General features: G+C 37.9%; 12 protein-coding genes, 1 pseudogene and 1 riboswitch. Of the genes and pseudogenes, 8 read left to right on the top strand and 5 right to left on the bottom strand.

Annotated elements, in window-relative coordinates; genetic code table 11:
- The first annotated feature begins 105 nt into the window (after positions 1 to 105).
- The 3 genes from ABVF21_RS19665 (at position 106) to fbp (ending at position 4,888) form a co-directional block, all read left to right on the top strand.
- Positions 106 to 1,416, top strand: a complete 1,311-nt coding sequence (locus ABVF21_RS19665; protein ID WP_371018829.1) for an ATP-binding protein — start codon at positions 106 to 108, stop codon at positions 1,414 to 1,416.
- A gap of 190 nt (positions 1,417 to 1,606) precedes the next feature.
- Positions 1,607 to 1,689, top strand: a riboswitch (ZMP/ZTP riboswitch).
- 41 nt (positions 1,690 to 1,730) lie between these two features.
- The gene (locus tag ABVF21_RS19660; protein WP_371018828.1) at positions 1,731 to 2,576 is read left to right on the top strand and encodes a bifunctional 5,10-methylenetetrahydrofolate dehydrogenase/5,10-methenyltetrahydrofolate cyclohydrolase; all 846 of its coding nucleotides are present in this window, start codon (positions 1,731 to 1,733) and stop codon (positions 2,574 to 2,576) included.
- 380 nt (positions 2,577 to 2,956) lie between these two features.
- Positions 2,957 to 4,888 (top strand): fructose-1,6-bisphosphatase, encoded by a 1,932-nt coding sequence (fbp, locus tag ABVF21_RS19655; RefSeq protein ID WP_371018827.1) that lies wholly within the window; start codon positions 2,957 to 2,959, stop codon positions 4,886 to 4,888.
- 140 nt (positions 4,889 to 5,028) lie between these two features.
- Here fbp and ABVF21_RS19650 read toward each other — a convergent pair.
- Positions 5,029 to 5,752, bottom strand: a pseudogene (locus ABVF21_RS19650) (GH25 family lysozyme).
- A 486-nt stretch (positions 5,753 to 6,238) separates the two neighbouring features.
- Between ABVF21_RS19650 and ABVF21_RS19645 the strand changes: the two are divergent.
- Together ABVF21_RS19645 and ABVF21_RS19640 are read left to right on the top strand one after the other, a co-directional pair.
- Entirely contained in the window at positions 6,239 to 7,234 is a 996-nt protein-coding gene (locus tag ABVF21_RS19645; RefSeq protein ID WP_303531045.1) for an LCP family protein, read from the top strand.
- A gap of 396 nt (positions 7,235 to 7,630) precedes the next feature.
- Positions 7,631 to 8,548, top strand: a complete 918-nt coding sequence (locus ABVF21_RS19640; RefSeq protein ID WP_303531047.1) for an HNH endonuclease — start codon at positions 7,631 to 7,633, stop codon at positions 8,546 to 8,548.
- 170 nt (positions 8,549 to 8,718) lie between these two features.
- On the opposite strand, the gene ABVF21_RS19635 is transcribed toward ABVF21_RS19640, so the two are convergent.
- A complete protein-coding gene (locus ABVF21_RS19635; protein ID WP_371018826.1) occupies positions 8,719 to 9,714 on the bottom strand; it encodes an aldo/keto reductase in 996 nt (331 codons plus the stop codon).
- Between the two features lie 362 nt (positions 9,715 to 10,076).
- Positions 10,077 to 11,150 (bottom strand): DUF3900 domain-containing protein, encoded by a 1,074-nt coding sequence (locus ABVF21_RS19630; RefSeq protein WP_371018825.1) that lies wholly within the window; start codon positions 11,148 to 11,150, stop codon positions 10,077 to 10,079.
- A gap of 199 nt (positions 11,151 to 11,349) precedes the next feature.
- Between ABVF21_RS19630 and ABVF21_RS19625 the strand changes: the two genes are divergently transcribed.
- From ABVF21_RS19625 to ABVF21_RS19615, 3 genes are all read left to right on the top strand, one after another.
- A complete protein-coding gene (locus ABVF21_RS19625; RefSeq protein WP_303531053.1) occupies positions 11,350 to 12,651 on the top strand; it encodes an acetamidase/formamidase family protein in 1,302 nt (433 codons plus the stop codon).
- Positions 12,652 to 12,847: 196 nt separating this feature from the next.
- Positions 12,848 to 14,335 (top strand): UDP-N-acetylmuramoyl-L-alanyl-D-glutamate--2,6-diaminopimelate ligase, encoded by a 1,488-nt coding sequence (locus ABVF21_RS19620; protein WP_303531055.1) that lies wholly within the window; start codon positions 12,848 to 12,850, stop codon positions 14,333 to 14,335.
- A 110-nt stretch (positions 14,336 to 14,445) separates the two neighbouring features.
- Positions 14,446 to 15,054: a trimeric intracellular cation channel family protein gene (locus ABVF21_RS19615; RefSeq protein ID WP_226613615.1), complete on the top strand. Its 609-nt coding sequence runs from the start codon at positions 14,446 to 14,448 to the stop codon at positions 15,052 to 15,054.
- A 68-nt stretch (positions 15,055 to 15,122) separates the two neighbouring features.
- Here ABVF21_RS19615 and ABVF21_RS19610 read toward each other — a convergent pair whose 3' ends face one another.
- On the bottom strand, positions 15,123 to 15,911 hold the full coding sequence (locus tag ABVF21_RS19610) for a DUF817 domain-containing protein (protein WP_371018824.1): 789 nt from the start codon (positions 15,909 to 15,911) through the stop codon (positions 15,123 to 15,125).
- 152 nt (positions 15,912 to 16,063) lie between these two features.
- Positions 16,064 to 16,498 (bottom strand): VOC family protein, encoded by a 435-nt coding sequence (locus ABVF21_RS19605; RefSeq protein ID WP_303531061.1) that lies wholly within the window; start codon positions 16,496 to 16,498, stop codon positions 16,064 to 16,066.
- Positions 16,499 to 16,611 lie beyond the last annotated feature (113 nt).

The following is a 16,611-nucleotide window of genomic DNA, read 5'->3' as shown; positions in this document are numbered from 1 at the left end:
ATTCAAGGAGTTTTTTTATCCTATTAATGGCACATGTGTGTTTGCACATACGCTCCATTTCCAATAAACTAGTAATTAATAAATCACTTAGGAAATGGTGACGAAATGAAGCGATATAAAGGAAGAATTATATCTGTTGTAACGTTTTTTATAGCGATTTTATTATGGGATTATTGGCTTTATTCTGTTAATGAAATTAAAATCAATTGGTTAATGGACATATTCTTTACGATCTCAGTTATGGTAATTGTTTGGTGGTACTCGTCATATTATGATCGCTCTGTCATACTTCTGTCCAAATTAAAAGATAGTGAGGAAAAATATCGTAAACTATCAGAAAATTATAATAGTGTCATAAACAGCTTAAACGAAGTTGTTTTTCAAACTGGAATAGATGGTAGTTGGATCTGGTTGAATCAAGCGTGGGGAGAGTTAACTGGTTACGACGTTCAGGATTCATTAGGCACATACAGCTTATCTTATATACATCCAGATGATCGGCTGAATTTACATAAAGAATTATTTCGATTCCAGGATGGCGCCAGTAATTCTAAAGTATTTGAATTCAGGGTTCAGAAAAAAGGCGGGGGATTCGTCTGGTGTGAGGTCTTTATTAAATACGAATATAGCTCTAAAGGAAGATTTGAAGGAATGACCGGAACGATTAAGGATAAAACCTTTAGAAAGCAATCAGAAGAGCGATTGCTTAAAACAAATGAAGCCCTTGCGGTTAAATCTGAAAAGTTAGCATCAGCTGCACAGCTTGCCGCTGGCATTGCTCATGAAGTTCGGAATCCTCTAACATCAGTAAAAGGATTTCTTCAACTGCTTGAGAAGAAGGAATCCACTATGCCGTATTTTGAAATAATCTTTTCAGAAATATCACGTATCGAATTAGTGCTAAGTGAACTTCTAACACTAGCAAAGCCGCATAGTACGTTATTTACGAATGTTGAAATGAAAAGTTTATTAAAGCAGGTCTCGGCCTTGATTGAGTCTAATGCTCTATTGAACGATGTGACATTACAAACGAGTTTTGGGGATGAAGAAGCGGTTGTTTTTGCTAACCCTAACGAAATGAAGCAAGTATGCATTAATCTCATGAAAAACGCTATTGAAGCAATGAGTCATATGGAACAATCGAAATATCTTCATTTGAGTATGGATGTTCAAGAGATGTTTATATCTGTGAGGATTACCGACAATGGAGCAGGCATTTCTAAAGAAGATATTGATCGACTAGGGGAACCATTTTTTACAACAAAAGAGAGTGGTACTGGGCTAGGGTTATCAGTGTGTTTGAAGATTATAGAACAACACGGAGGAGAGTTATTAATTGAGAGTGAAGAAGGGAAAGGGTCTACATTTGAAATGAAGCTACCTCGTCTTTCGGTAGATCATCACTTATCGGAATGAAAGGCGAGTGAAACGAAGATTTCACTCGAATGGGCCAAAATCAAAATGCAATAGTATGAGCGAACATGGCTGAAAATTAGGAAAACCGAACGATACTTATAATATAATAGTGTTTATTCACTTTTAAAGACTTTTTTAGGTGTGATTCTTTTGTTTTTTAATGAATTATGCTACTATATCCGTAGAAAAGATTCATTGCAGTAACTGACGACAAATGTGGAAATAACCACGAGGGAGCTGCGGTGTATAATGCCGGTCGTCTGGGCGAAGAACTGAGTGACCTCATTCTTTACCATTTTTCAGGAGGAATAGAAATGACAATTGAAACTAAAATTTTAGACGGTAAAGCAGTTGCAAATCGCATAAAGGAAGATCTGAAAACAAGAGTAGACTCTCTTAAAGAAAAAGAAGTTACACCAAGTCTTGTAACGATTCTAGTTGGAGATGATCCTTCTTCTGAAACGTATGTGAGAATGAAGGGAAACGCTTGTGAACGGGTAGGTATTACGTCTAAAAAAATTCATCTCCCTGAAGACACGACAACAGAAACGTTAGTACAAACTATCGAAGAATTAAACAATGATACATCCGTTCACGGTATCTTACTTCAACATCCAGTGCCATCGCAAGTTGATGAGCGTCTTGCTTTTGAAACCATTGCTATTGAGAAGGACGTTGATGGCGTAACAAGTGCTGGATATGGCCAAACAGCTCTTGGGTTTGGAACTTTCCCGTCTTGTACTCCTGCAGCTATTATGAAAATCATGGAAGAATATGATATTCAAGCTGAAGGAAAGCACGCTGTTGTTGTAGGTCGTAGTCCAATTCTAGGAAAACCAGTATCCGCTCTCTTATTAAATCAGAATGCTACAGTTACAACATGTCATTCAAGAACCGCAGATCTTGCTTCTCATGTTCGTCAAGCAGATATTGTGATAGCTGCTGTAGGGAAACCAGAATTTATTAAAGGCGACTGGGTCAAAGAAGGAGCGGTTGTGCTCGATGCCGGGTACAACAAAGGCAATATCGGGGATGTTGAATATGAGGCTGCTGCTAGAAAGTCTTCCTATATCACACCTGTCCCAGGTGGAGTTGGACCTGTCACAATTGCTATGCTACTAAAGCATACAGTTATTGCAGCTGAGAAAACAGTTCGTTAAAATAATATAAGATATGAAAAGCAGTTTAATGTAGGAGGACAAATACTTAATTTGTCCTTCAAGTTAAGCTGCTTTTTTAATTCAATCATTCCATCTTGGTTATGAACATAATGGAATCAAGTAAGGAGATCAATTATACGAACGAACATAGTTTTTATAATAGTCTCTTATTTCAGTAGATAAAAATGTGATACTATCATAGATAATGAATTGTTTATTCATCGCTTCACACAGAAGTGATGATCAGTGAGTGCCTTTTCCTTTCAGCAGTAATGAATGAGCCCGGAAATAAAGAAACATGCGATCACCTACTAGAACAGATTATAAAAGACGGTAATCCAACTTACATAGTCATTAATTTTGAAAGGGGATACATAATCATGAACACGAAATACTTAGATTTATTAGCTCAAAAATATGATAGTGAAGAAAAGGTAGTCACTGAAATAATCAACCTTAAATCCATTCTTAACTTACCAAAGGGTACGGAGCATTTTGTGAGTGATTTACATGGAGAATATCAAGCCTTTCAACATGTTTTAAGAAACGGTTCTGGGAAAGTGAAGGAGAAAATAACTGATCTTTTTGAAGAGGTATTACCAGAGAATGAGATTAATGAATTTGCCACGTTAGTTTATTATCCTGAAGAAAAAATAAAGTTAATTAAGAATGCTTTTGACAATGAAAAAGAATTATTCCAATGGTACGCTGAAATCATAGAGCGGATGCTTAAGCTCATCTCTTATGCGTCCTCCAAATATACACGTTCCAAATTACGAAAAGCTTTACCTGCTCAGTTTGTTTATGTGATTGAAGAACTGCTATACAAAACGGACGATCTTACAAATAAGGAGACGTATTACCAGAAAATTCTCCAGCAAATTATTTCCCTCGGACAAGCTGATAAACTCATCATTGGTCTTGCATATACGACTCAGAGATTAGTTGTTGACCATCTTCACGTAGTAGGGGATATCTATGATCGAGGTCCAGAACCTGACAAAATTATGGAAACACTCATTAATTATCACTCAGTTGATATCCAGTGGGGAAACCATGATGTTCTATGGATAGGTGCGTTTGCTGGTTCTAAGGTTTGTCTCGCTAATATCATTCGTATATGCGCAAGGTATAACAATCTGGAGATTATTGAAGATGTGTATGGAATCAATCTTAGACCGCTTCTAAATCTTGCAGAGAAATACTATCATGACAATCCAGCGTTTACACCTAAAATAGATCCAGATGAGAAGCAATCGAATCATGAAAAATGTCAAATTACCAAAATTCATCAGGCGATAACTATGATACAGTTCAAACTTGAAAGTCCGATTATAAAGAGGCGCTCGTATTTTAATATGTCGGAAAGGCTGTTGCTTGAGAAAATAGACTTTGATGAGAATAACATTACGCTTCATGGTAAAACGTATCCGCTTGAAAACACTTGTTTTGCGACCGTTAATCCAGAGCGACCGGATCAGTTATTAGAAGAAGAGGAGGAAGTAATCGATAAGCTGCTTTTTTCTCTCCAACACTCTGAAAAGTTGGCAAGGCATATGAATTTCTTGATGAAAAAAGGTTCTCTATATTTGAAGTACAACGGGAATTTATTAATACATGGATGTATTCCTTTAGATGAAAAAGGTAATATGGAAGAAATGATGATCGAAAACAAATCCTATGGAGGTCGTGAACTGCTTGACGTTTTTGAAAATTATCTTCGACATGCGTTTGCACATCCTGATGAAACAGACGATCTTGCAACGGATATGGTTTGGTATTTGTGGACCGGCCAATATTCATCACTTTTTGGTAAAAGAGAAATGACCACTTTTGAACGTTATTTTATTAAGGATAAAGCAACTCATAAAGAAAGAAAGAACCCATATTACTATTTACGTGAAAACGAGAATACCTGCCGAGATATTCTTGAAGAATTTGATCTTAATCCAGATCAAGGTCATATTATTAACGGGCATACACCAGTAAAAGAAATAGACGGAGAGAACCCAATTAAGGCAAATGGTAAAATGATAGTGATAGATGGTGGCTTCTCTAAGGCTTATCAATCAACCACAGGTATTGCAGGATACACGTTACTGTTTAATTCGTACGGCATGCAACTTGTCGCACATAAACATTTTAATTCCAAAGATGAGGTTTTACTAAATGGAGCAGATGTTTTATCGGTAAAAAGGTTGGTAGATAAGGAGTTAGAGAGGAAAAAGGTTCGCGAAACGAATGTTGGAGAAGAATTGTTACAGGAAGTCTATTTCTTAAATAGTTTAATGGAATATCGTTATGTAAATTAAAGGAATCACATGCCAGGGTATAAACGAATTTACAATTGCGATTTACTATAAAAACAGCCCACAGAAATGTGGGTTGTTTTTATAAGGGATATTCTGTAAATAACAACTCTAGCTCATTTGAGTTTTTAAAAGGTTCGGAATTAATAACCATATTTTTCAAACTCCTTCTTGTTACCATGAAATACGTTAACATCTATGAACTTTTCTTCTCCGTTATACCCATTAAACTGTTCTCTGTCAGTATATTGCCAAAAAGTCCAAGATTGATTATCAGGTAAGGTTGGTTTAGTTAAAACATCTCTTATCCAAAGATCACACTGATTGAATCTTTGATATGGAGCTCATATGCCTCGTGAGTGGTATAAAGAATGACCTTTTTTCATAGTGTTCTTCCAGCATCGTTATCATTGTCTGAAGCTCTGACTCTACTTCGCTTCTATCAGGAGGATTCTTTTCTTTATCAGCATAAAATTCAACATCAATAACAGGTGGTAATCCATACTTATCAATCGGTACGGTTTCGATAAAATGCTTGGCTTGAGTCGCTCCTTTACTATCAAAACTGAAGAAATGATAGGCGCCGATTCGTAAGTTAGTCTTTTGAGCATTTTTCCAATTCGTTTGATAATATGGATCGATAAATGAGCTTCCTTCTGTCGCTTTAATATAAGCGAAGGACATACTTTGGTCCTGTATTTTGGTCCACTCAATCTCCCTCTGATAAGATGAAACGTCGACACCTTTCACAGGAAAAGGTTTTATATTAGAAGCGTTAGGGATAATGATTCCTTCGTACCACAAAAAAACGGATATAAGCAGGACGCTGATCAGAGCTATAATAAGAGATGCAACAATTTTTCTCATCTTTTCACCATTTCATTTTTTATTTTCAGTAAAACATCTAGAAAGGTTATCGTTTAAAATATACCAAATCAAGGAAAAGATAACCCCCTCTTAATAGTTTGAAATGTATAGTTTAAAGTTGAATATACATATTAATTAATACTAGATTCACAAAGATTTTCATCTGTTTTTCAGATCAACGAAATAAAAAGTGAATATAACCTATTAAAAAATCATGAAATAATTGGTAAATTAATGTTACGATAAATAGTGGTATTCTGATGATAGCTTTAGAGAGTGGCTCATGTTGTAGATGAGTTTGTTTTAGATAATTTTTTTTGTGCAATTAACGATATGAACTTATATTGTTGATAGTATGATTTTTGCTATATTCGAGTGAAACATTTACTTCAATCCTTTTTCAACATAGAGCGTAAATGAGCCAAAAGTATCGATAGTCATTAACACAGAACAAGTGAAAGAAAGGAATAATTAGCAGTGAAAGATATGAAAAATAGATTAGCTCATAGAAGGAAAAAGAAGCGTAAAAAGAAAATCCTGTTTAGTGTCTCAATTCTATTACTAGTGATCGTTGGTATTGGTGGCTATCTAGGCTTCCAGGTTTATAACACGGCAAAGCAATCTTATAGTGAGCTTGATCGGGATAATGATATTTCAGAATTGAGAGAGACAAAAGTGGACATTGGAGAAGAGCCGATCTCGATTCTACTTCTTGGAATTGAAAACTACTCTTCAGATGGAAAGGGTGGAAGAGCTGATACCCAAATTGTTCTCACACTTGATCCTGTGTCAAAGAATGTTACTATGACAAGTATCCCAAGAGATACAAAGGTAGAAGTTCCTATAGAGAAAGTAGGAGAGGAATATGATGGTAGTCATAAAATAAACGCTGCTTATACATACGGATATCTTAGTGATTACGGGGCGAAGAAATTAGCCGTAGAAACAGTGGAAGATCTATTGAATATTCCGATAGATCGGTATGTAGCCGTGGATTTTGATGGTTTTCATGATATTGTTGACGCAATCGGCGGAGTGGAAGTTGATGTTAAATACCCATTCTGGGAAAAAAACTACTACTCAAATGATCGCATCTATTTCGATGAAGGCCTAACCGAAATGAATGGTGAAGACGCACTAGCCTTTGTAAGAATGAGGAAACGTGATATAAATACGGTGTATTCAAGAGAAGAGCGTCAAAGGCAGTTTATTAAAGCAACGGTCGACGAAATGAAGTCTGGAGACACGATCTTTGAGATTAATAAAATTTCAAATGTATTGAAAAATAATGTTGAGACAAATATTACACCTGGAGAGATCCTCGCTCTTCAGAGAGAGTTCCCATCACTTAGTTCAACTGCGATTGAAACGAAAGAAATAAAGGGAACGACGCCTGAGGTAAGTGGTCCTTCTTACTTTATTCCAGATCTCGATCAGCTAGAATTATTGAAGAACGAATTAAGAGAAGCTCTCAATTTATAGAGTTCAAACGACATGGATATACCAAGTAAGAGACCAACAAAGGAAAATCTGTTGGTCTCTTTTGAGTTCGCGTATGAATTTAACGCATGATTATTGGGCAACTACAAGAAAGGCTTTCTGACTTCGTTCATACTTCTTCAGTGAAAGCTTTATACGCAGATGATATTGCTCGTGTGGTGGTGCGATTATTTGTGTGTGGTCATGCAAATGATGCAATAGAAACTATCTTATTGGGTTTTTTTTGTAAAAAAAATTGCGTAGACTTTACTTGAATGATTCTTTCATCCACCATATACTCATACTAAGACAAGGAATAACGTTTTAGAAGGAAAATAACCTTATGTTTCATGTAGAATAACAACTAGAGGAATATGCTCGTCAGGTGGGGGAAGAAAGATGAATAGTTTTATTGTCATGCAAGGAGATACATACCATGAGGAAAAAGAAGCGGGAGTGATCTGGTCTCCTAAAGAAGACAGGGGAGGTCAGGTACCACATTCTTGGAAAAGGCTGAAAGAAGTGAGGCAAGGAGATCCTATTTTCCACTATGTTAAAGGAGATATTGTTGCCGTTAGTATTGCAAAGGTTGACTGTAGCGAAGAAATGCAACCGTCAACGTTTTGGAATCAAACTGAATCCAAACAGGGATATTTAGTGAAGTTGGAATATCAAGAATTAGATGTTCCGGTGAATGTGAAAGAGAAGTTTCAAGAGATTTCTCCTTTATTACCTCTTAAATATTCGCCGTTTCAAACTGATGCTAGTGGGAATCCTGGATACTTATATCCTTGTAATGAAGCATTAACGATTAAAATGCTTGAGCTTATTAGTGAGTCGAATTTTTATCGAGTAAATGAAGAGCAATTAGAGCTTACAGTCGATGAAGTAAGACGAACGGATCGGAATACGCTCGTTCCGGTGATTACAGAAACGGAATCAGAAGCAAAAACGAAAATGAGGTGGGGCAAGCTTAAATTTAGAAATGAAGTAGCCCCGTTATGGGAAGAACAATGTGCATTATGTGCGATTAACTTGCCGGAATTATTGAAGGCTAGTCACTCTAAACCGTGGAAGGATTGTTCAAATGATGAGCGATTGGATCCTTATAACGGATTGTTACTTTGTCGCAACCACGCTGGTTTATATGAGGAAGGACTAATTGCGTTTGATGGTCAGGGTCGCTTGCATATTTCTTCGATCATGCAAGAAAAAGACTACGAAATATACGGATTAGTGGAGCGAGCAAAAATCAGCATTCATAAGGAAAATAAAGTGTATTTCAAGTGGCATAAGCGAAAGATATTTAGAAAGTAATTGTTACAGTTTGGCTATGGAGTTGAACTCGATAAAATATCTGTTTAGGATTAAAGTGCCATTTGAAAATATAAAATAAAGAATGGACTTCTCAAGAAGAGAAGTCCATTCTTTAATTGAGCTTTAATTATTGCTCTTTTAGTTAAGCGCAACTTACCGAGAAAAATAATTTAGCTACCATTGCTAGGCAAAGGGGCATTTGATGAAATGAACCCTTTGCTGAGCAATTCATCCCAGAACTCTTTCGGTATATCGAGTTGAATCATATCGAGATCTTCCTTAATTCGATCTGGACGTGTTGATCCCGGAATGACTGATTTTACGGCAGGATGAGAAGTTGAAAATTGAAGAGCTGCTGCTTTTAATGGGACATCATATTTCTGACCTATTTCGTTTAGCTGATTAACTCTGGCAATAATATCAGCATCCGCCTTCTCATAATTGTAATGATCCCCGCCTAGCAATACACCGGAGTTATAAGGTGATCCAACGACGATGTCTACATTTTTTTCTACAGCTTTTTTCATCATTTTTTGTAAAGCCTGTTCATGCTGTAGCAATGTATATTGGGTAGCCGACAAGCATACATCCGGTTGAGTTTCTTCAAGTTCCATTGCTTTTTCAATCGGTTCTGTCGTATTAACACCAAGGCCCCACGACTTGATTACTCCTTCTTCGCGCAGGCGTGTCAACACACGAAAAGCTCCTTCACGAGCTTCATCAAATTTGGCTAGCCACTCATCCCCGTGAAAATCAGGGGAAACATCATGCACAAAGACAAAGTCTAATCGATCAGTTTTTAATCGTTCCAGGCTTTGTTCAATAGATCGTTTCGTTGCATCTTCCGTGTAGTCCGTAATCACTTTATTATTCCGGGCATATTGGAATAAACCTTCCTTATTTTCTGTATCTTCAGTGATATAACGACCGACTTTTGTACTTAATAAGTAGTCATCACGGTTATATTGTGATAGTACGTTACCAAGGCGCATCTCTGCCAAACCTGCACCGTAGAAAGGGGCAGTATCAAAATAACGTACTCCTTGATCCCACGCGGTTTGAATCGTTTTGCGTGCTTCTTCTTCTGGAACTTCCCTGAACATATTACCTAAAGGAGCAGTGCCTAATCCTACTTGGTGTTTTAATGCATTTTCGAAGGATGTCATAAGTTCAATTCCACCTTTAATTAAATGATATAATTTTCTACCCAGAAAAAGGGAAAAATAAACGCGATAGAATAAGAAATGGCAAGAGAATATGCAGTCACTATATCAAAATAGATTACTAGTTTTATCATCCATTAAGGAGTTATTCCGTCTTAAGTAGTAAGAAATCGATAACGGCATTTGGTGAGGATAGGAAATCGGTTTTGCTTTCTAAGCTTCTTTTTTCTAACTTGTTCGTTTCACTGAGCAATACGAAAATGAAAATACCTCGCAAAATGTTCTTTCCATTTGCGAGGCACCTTATTTAAGAAATTAAATGGATATTCCTTTATCAGGACTTTCATGAGACCAAAATGCTTTAATTATGATTCATTCTCATTCTTCTTATAAATCCGCTCCACCACTTCCTGAAGCGTATCAGGCTTATGAAACTCGACAGGAGAAAAACCCTTCTCAAACGTTATCGAATCAGCTTCAATCGCAAGCACGTACTTGCCGTTCACCTTCGCAAGATGAATCGATTCCCCGAAGTCAGACAGCATCGCTTTGACGGACACATGGTCAAGCTTTAGCTTCCACTCAACGTCAGGGGAGTGCTCCACGATTTGTGAAGTAGCTTCAACGACCTGTTCGGTCGTAAACCGCTCTTGTAGCTCTCGCTTTGGACTCTGAGACCATTCCTCTATCGCTTGTTCGAACTCTTCTTTCTCTTCACTTTCTTCCTGGTAGGTTTCCTGTATGTGCTCCTGAACCATGCCCATCGTTTGCGTTTTCACAATTTCAGGCATCGACTTTTCATATTCGACCCATTTCAAGAAGTCTTCGAAGTAGCGTGCATGAGAAGACTGGTGGACTTTGATTTCAGCACTGTCGATCATGCCTTCTTCTGGCATGTAGGGGTATTGGACGGATTTCACACTTTTTGTTGTGATCGCCATTTCCACATTCTGAATTAGCGTATCTTCATCAGTAATTGTTGCTACTTTCGGTTCAAAATCGCACTTTAAGATGAAGAGAAAAGGGTCATCAAAGAGTTTTGTAAGCTTTGATGTGGCCACAATTAACACACCACCTCTGATTGCGCTAGTATCCAAATACATTTGAACAATTTGATCGGATGAAGTTTCGAAATCATCTGCTGATTCAGCATAACGTGTCCGATCGAATAAATTATAATTTGGATTAGATGTTAAATCATGACCTTGCTCAACAATAAAGCGCCCAATTTTCGTAGGTGCTCCTTCTGACTTCGCATGCCGATCGACTTTACGTTTCATGATTTTCGTTAACTCACCGTTTAGAAAGTCTTTTAACGAGCTTTCCTCATAAGCATCTGCGTCAAGAGTTTGATAATGCTTGTAACGTCGTTCTTCACTTTCTCCGCTTCCTTCTACTTGTATTAAATAAAAGGAAAGATACTGCATTTTAAATTCCATTTCATCACCTGTCTTTACGTTTGCGTTTATTCAGTATAGGGAAGGTTTTGCATTTCGTCAATCACTGATAAGAAGTGAATTCGAGAAGGGATATTTCTTTGAATTCAAAGTTTTTTTGTATTTAGCCAATTAATTTTTTACATGAATCGACATTACTCTTATAATGTAGGTAGGAATAATGATGAAAAGGGGAGAGGCAATGGAAGCGAAGCAAACCGTTTTTGTAAATGAGTTTACGAATGGTATTTTGGATCCAAAGGAAGAGATGTTAGGACCGTTGAAAGACGGTGGTCATATTATTGCAAATACTGCACCTGGCTGTTGGGGACCCATGATCACCCCATGTTTAAGAGGTGGCCATGAAGTAACAAAACCTGTTTTTGTGGAAGGAGCTGAAGTTGGTGACGCCATAGCGATTCGTATTAAATCCGTTCAAGTTACATCTATGGCTACTTCTTCAGGAAATGATCGACCCGTTGATGGTAGGTTTGTCGGTGATCCTTTCGTTGCTGTCAAGTGTCCTGGCTGTGGGGAACTATATCCAGAGACTAAGATTGAAGGTACAGGACCAGAAGCTATTCGGTGTTCAAATTGTGGAGAAGATGTGACGCCATTTGTGTTTACGAATGGATATACAATGGCATTTGATTCGAATCGAACAATAGGTGTGACAGTGGATGAGGCAGCTGCGAAGTACATAGCAGAACATGGGAAATCATTTATGGCTACTCCTGAGAACTCTGTACAAAATCCAGTCGTTACTTTTGCGCCAAGTGACCTCGTTGGAACAATGGCTAGGCTCCGTCCATTTTTAGGGCAGCTCGGAACAACTCCTTCACGTCCATTGCCCGATTCTCATAATGCAGGAGACTTCGGTCAATTTCTCATTGATGCTCCGCATGATTATGGCGTAACGAAAGAGGAATTAGAAGATCGTACAGATGGGCATATGGATATTAATCGCGTTAGAGAAGGTGCGGTTCTCATTTGTCCTGTAAAGGTCCCAGGTGGAGGCGTTTATATTGGGGATATGCATGCTATGCAGGGGAATGGAGAAATCGCTGGGCATACTGCTGACGTATCCGGTATCGTTAACCTTCAAGCAAAGGTAATTAAGAATCTTAACATTGAAGGCCCTATTTTACTCCCGGTGCTAGAAGATCTACCTCATTTAGCTAAACCTTTCACCGATAAGGAAAAAGCATCAGCTAAACAAGTAGCAGATATGTATGGGGTAGCAAAAATAGAAGAATCTTTGCCTCTTTCTTTTATAGGCACAGGAGCAAACCTTAATGAGGCAACAGATAACGGCCTTAATCGTGCAGCAGAAACTCTCGGAATATCAGTTCCAGAAGTTATGAATAGAGCGACGATCACTGGATCGATTGAAATAGGAAGGCATCCTGGTGTTGTCACGATTACATTATTAGTACCTGTACACTTATTGGATGAACTGAGTTTAACAGACCTAGTTCGCAATCATTACAACGCGGCAGAATAATTAACCTAACAGACAGCTCATTAGCTGTCTGTTGATTTTGCATGAATGAAGCATGGTACTAATTGAGTATGCTAAATGTAACGATGTTGTTTTAAGTAAGGAAAAATGGGGAATTTAAGTAAAAATATATTATTTACTTTCGATATAAAAATTTTCCAATAAAAGTAAATGATACTACTGAAGCGAGGAATTCACCATGAAGATTAATTTTAACCAACTTCAATATACTCCGATCATCCATATATATGGACCAGACATTCAAACGATTAAGTGCCTTACATTTCATTCAAAAATGTCAGGGTCTTCTTCTGTTTTTTTTGCAATTAAAGGGGAGAATCACGATGGACATAAATACATAGAAGATGCGATTAAGAATGGATCAGTAGCCGTAGTAGCAGATCAAGATGATCTCATTACAAGTCTTGCTCACAGTTATCCTCATTGTACTTTTATTCTTGTCGATGATGTTAGAAAAGCAATGGCATCCTTTTCGAAACAATATTATGGCTCTTCAGATGAGAAATTAAAGACGGTTGGCGTTACAGGTACAAATGGTAAAACAACCGTTGCAGCTTATGTACGCTCGTTACTTACACTGCTTGGATTGCCAACAGGATCTATTGGAACAACTGGTATTTGGTCCTCCAAAAAGAAAATTCCCTATAAGAAAAGCACGCCAACGACTCCTGAGTCACTTGACCTTCATCGCATCTTCAAGGATTTGATAAGCGAAGGAGATGGGGGAGTAGCGATGGAGGTTTCTTCTATTGCCCTTGATCAAAAGCGCGTAGAAGGAATTGAATTTGATGTCGCTATTCACACTAACATTTCTCCAGAACACCTGGAATATCACCATACTTTTGAACACTACAAAGCTTGTAAAGAAAAACTCTTCAATCAAGCAAAAGCGGCTGTGGTCAATGTAGACGATGAAATGGGTGTTGAGCTTAGCCGAGCTTATGAACATCGCATAGTGACTTATAGCTTAAATCCACATGAAGAAGCGGATCTTGTAGCCACTGAGTTGGAATATACACTAGATGGTACCTCATTCAAATTGCTCTCACATGGTGAAACGTACGATGTTTTTGTACCAGTGTTTGCTGATTATAATGTTGCAAACGTGCTTTCTGCTGTCGGAACAGCTTTGTTACTTGGATACCGATTGCAAACGATTATTAATGTGCTTCCGCAATTAGAAAGCCCTGAAGGTCGTTTCCAAGTAATTAGTGGGCCTAACCGGGAAACAATCATCCTGGACTACGCGCATACTCCAGTAGCTTTAACACGTCTTGTAGATGAAGTGAAAAAGATGGATCATCGCAAGCTTATTGTAATGATTGCAGGAATTGGGATCAGGGATTTTGAGAAGATGCCTAAAATGGCGAAAGCAATTGAAGGTAGAGCAGATGAAATTATCGTCACAGTTGATCATCCCGGCTACCATGAGCCATCTCTCATTGTCGACAAGGTTATGTCAGGATTTTCGAATCCCAATGACCCTAATATTTATCGAACGAATACAAGAAGAGAGGGCGTCTTAAAGTCTTTACAACTTGGCAGCGAACAGGATATTATCCTTCTAACAAGTGGATGTATCAACGGTGCTCAAATTGTGAAAGGAAATGAAATTCCTCATTCAGATGAGGACATCATCGAAATGTATTATCATCTTTCGTCTTAAACCTCCATTAGGAGGTTTTTTTAATTCTGCTATCCAAAAATAAGGGTTGATAACAGTTGAAAGCTGACGTACACTTTAACTTTCAATAGATCGTGAAAGGGCGTAATGATGTGACTTGGGAAATACTAAATATCATTGGTACAATTGCCTTTGCTGCAAGTGGAGCACTCGTTGCATTAGAGGAGGAGTTTGATTTTCTCGGTGTGATTGTTCTTGGACTTGCTACAGCATTTGGTGGTGGAATTATACGGAATTTATTAATAGGGGTGCCGGTTGCTTCGATTTGGGAACAGGATGTGCTTATTATGATTGCGATCGGTACAATCCTGATCATTTTTGTTTTTCCTGCAAGCTGGATTAACTACTATTGGGAGAAGTGGGGGAGCTTCTTTGATGCAATTGGGCTTGCTGCATTTGCGATTCAGGGCGCGCTATTCGCAGAAGAAATGGGTCACCCTTTTATTGCTGCCATGGTTGCTGCAGCCATGACGGGAACTGGTGGTGGAATTATTCGTGATCTATTAGCGAGAAGGAAACCGACCGTTTTACAAAAAGAGGTTTATGCTGTGTGGGCCATGATGGCAGGGTTGTTAATTGGTCTTGGTTATCCACAAGAACTGCCTCAGCTCATGTTCTTATTTGGTGCCATCGTCTTTCTCAGAATGCTCTCCCTCCGTTATGGATGGAAATTGCCATATCGTAGCATTCATAGTTCGTAGGAAAAGGTAATGTTCGTCAGGAGATGAACATCGCCTTAGAAATAAGTGGAATATAAATTGCAGCTCTCTTAAAGAGCTGCATTTTTGTTATGAGCTAATTTTTCGTATTTTGTATGCTTTAACTGAGCTACGATCATAAAGCTCACAATAACTAATAAAAGCCACGAGCTAATTTTACCAATATGTACGATTTCCCAATCACTTTGTTGATTTGGATACGCCCATGCTCCGAAAAACGTCGCAATATTTTCAGCAATCCATATGAAAAAACCAATGAGTACGAAAGATATAGGGAGAGACATCCTGTAAATTGTCTGATGGACAGTAAAGTACACCATCGTTCGAAAGAAGAGAACCACAACAAGGATCTTCAACACCCAGCGAAAATCATATAGAAAATGATGGGTGAAAAAGTTTCCATAGATGGCAATTCCTAAACCGATCGTCATCCAAGATGTAGGCCAATTCACTAATTGTAAATTCAGTCGTCGCCATGCCTGGCACATGTAACTAGCCACGCTTGCATACATGAATCCGCTATATAGTGGAACGCCAGCTATTTTGAAAATAGCTTCCTCTGGATAAGACCATGAACCCATATGAACTTTATATATCTCGAGTGCCAAACCAATAATGTGAAAAACAAGAATCACTTTCATTTCATCAATTGTCTCAAATTTGGTTATTAATAAGGAGATTTGTGCTAAAATGCAAACGATAAGAATAAAATCATACCTTGGTAGAAAAAATGGCGTCATTCTTTCGCTTAATGCTAGCGTTACAAAAATAATTAATGGAAACAGACAAGAAATGGCTTGCAAGTAACCGAAGTAAAAAAGATTATAGATATGCTTCATAAGCACCGCCTTTTTGATCGTAGTTAACATATAAGGAAGGAGAAATCATATGAGCGATAAAAATAATCGGAATAATGACCTACCGACAAGATTGAATGTACTACTTGTACTTACATTCTTGTTGTTTATGATTCTTGTCATTCGACTGGCAGTTATTCAATTGTAGTTTTAGCTGATTCAGGATAATCACAGTATTCAATGATTGTTCCTTCTGTGTCAGCTGGATTTAAATAAATTAATCTTCTGCCGTGTTTGTTCACTCGTCGCGTATCTTCCATTACGCGAATATTCTGTACGGCTAATTCCTTTATTGCCTCATCAAGGTTATCGACAACATAGGCAACATGGTGGACGCCTTTCCCTTTTTGTTTCATAAAACGTGCGATTGGCGAAGTGGAATTATTCGTAGGCATCAGCAGTTCGATACGACTGCCATCAAGATCTATAACGGCAATTTCGCTTTCTACACCTGTTGCTTCACTACGGTAACGGTCGAAAAGCTCGCCACCTAATACTTCTGTATAAAACTGAACTCCTTCATCTAAACGTCTGACTGCAATTCCAATGTGGTCTAATGTTTTTTTCATAGTGAGACTCCTTCTTCATGTAATGGTGTTATTTTAGCATAATGAAAGGCTTCACCTGAAGAAATAGGTTGAAAAAAGGTAGGTTTTCATTTAAAGAGTTTTAGTCAATACAG

The sequence above is a fragment of the Pseudalkalibacillus sp. JSM 102089 genome (assembly GCF_041366475.1).
GTDB classification, from domain to species: Bacteria; Bacillota; Bacilli; order Bacillales; family Guptibacillaceae; genus Guptibacillus; species Guptibacillus hwajinpoensis_B.
The sequence above is the reverse complement of the archived record's forward strand: the minus strand, read 5'-3'. Positions and strand labels throughout refer to the sequence as shown.

What these genes read in the sequence shown, in the direction of transcription:
- ABVF21_RS19630 (WP_371018825.1), bottom strand. Translation starts at nt 11,150, where the DNA reads ATGGAATTTAAAATGCAGTATCTTTCCTTTTATTTAATACAAGTAGAA.
- fbp (WP_371018827.1), top strand. Translation starts at nt 2,957, where the DNA reads ATGAACACGAAATACTTAGATTTATTAGCTCAAAAATATGATAGTGAA.
- ABVF21_RS19605 (WP_303531061.1), bottom strand. Translation starts at nt 16,498, where the DNA reads ATGAAAAAAACATTAGACCACATTGGAATTGCAGTCAGACGTTTAGAT.
- ABVF21_RS19640 (WP_303531047.1), top strand. Translation starts at nt 7,631, where the DNA reads ATGAATAGTTTTATTGTCATGCAAGGAGATACATACCATGAGGAAAAA.
- ABVF21_RS19635 (WP_371018826.1), bottom strand. Translation starts at nt 9,714, where the DNA reads ATGACATCCTTCGAAAATGCATTAAAACACCAAGTAGGATTAGGCACT.
- ABVF21_RS19625 (WP_303531053.1), top strand. Translation starts at nt 11,350, where the DNA reads ATGGAAGCGAAGCAAACCGTTTTTGTAAATGAGTTTACGAATGGTATT.
- ABVF21_RS19645 (WP_303531045.1), top strand. Translation starts at nt 6,239, where the DNA reads ATGAAAAATAGATTAGCTCATAGAAGGAAAAAGAAGCGTAAAAAGAAA.
- ABVF21_RS19660 (WP_371018828.1), top strand. Translation starts at nt 1,731, where the DNA reads ATGACAATTGAAACTAAAATTTTAGACGGTAAAGCAGTTGCAAATCGC.
- ABVF21_RS19620 (WP_303531055.1), top strand. Translation starts at nt 12,848, where the DNA reads ATGAAGATTAATTTTAACCAACTTCAATATACTCCGATCATCCATATA.
- ABVF21_RS19610 (WP_371018824.1), bottom strand. Translation starts at nt 15,911, where the DNA reads ATGAAGCATATCTATAATCTTTTTTACTTCGGTTACTTGCAAGCCATT.
- ABVF21_RS19665 (WP_371018829.1), top strand. Translation starts at nt 106, where the DNA reads ATGAAGCGATATAAAGGAAGAATTATATCTGTTGTAACGTTTTTTATA.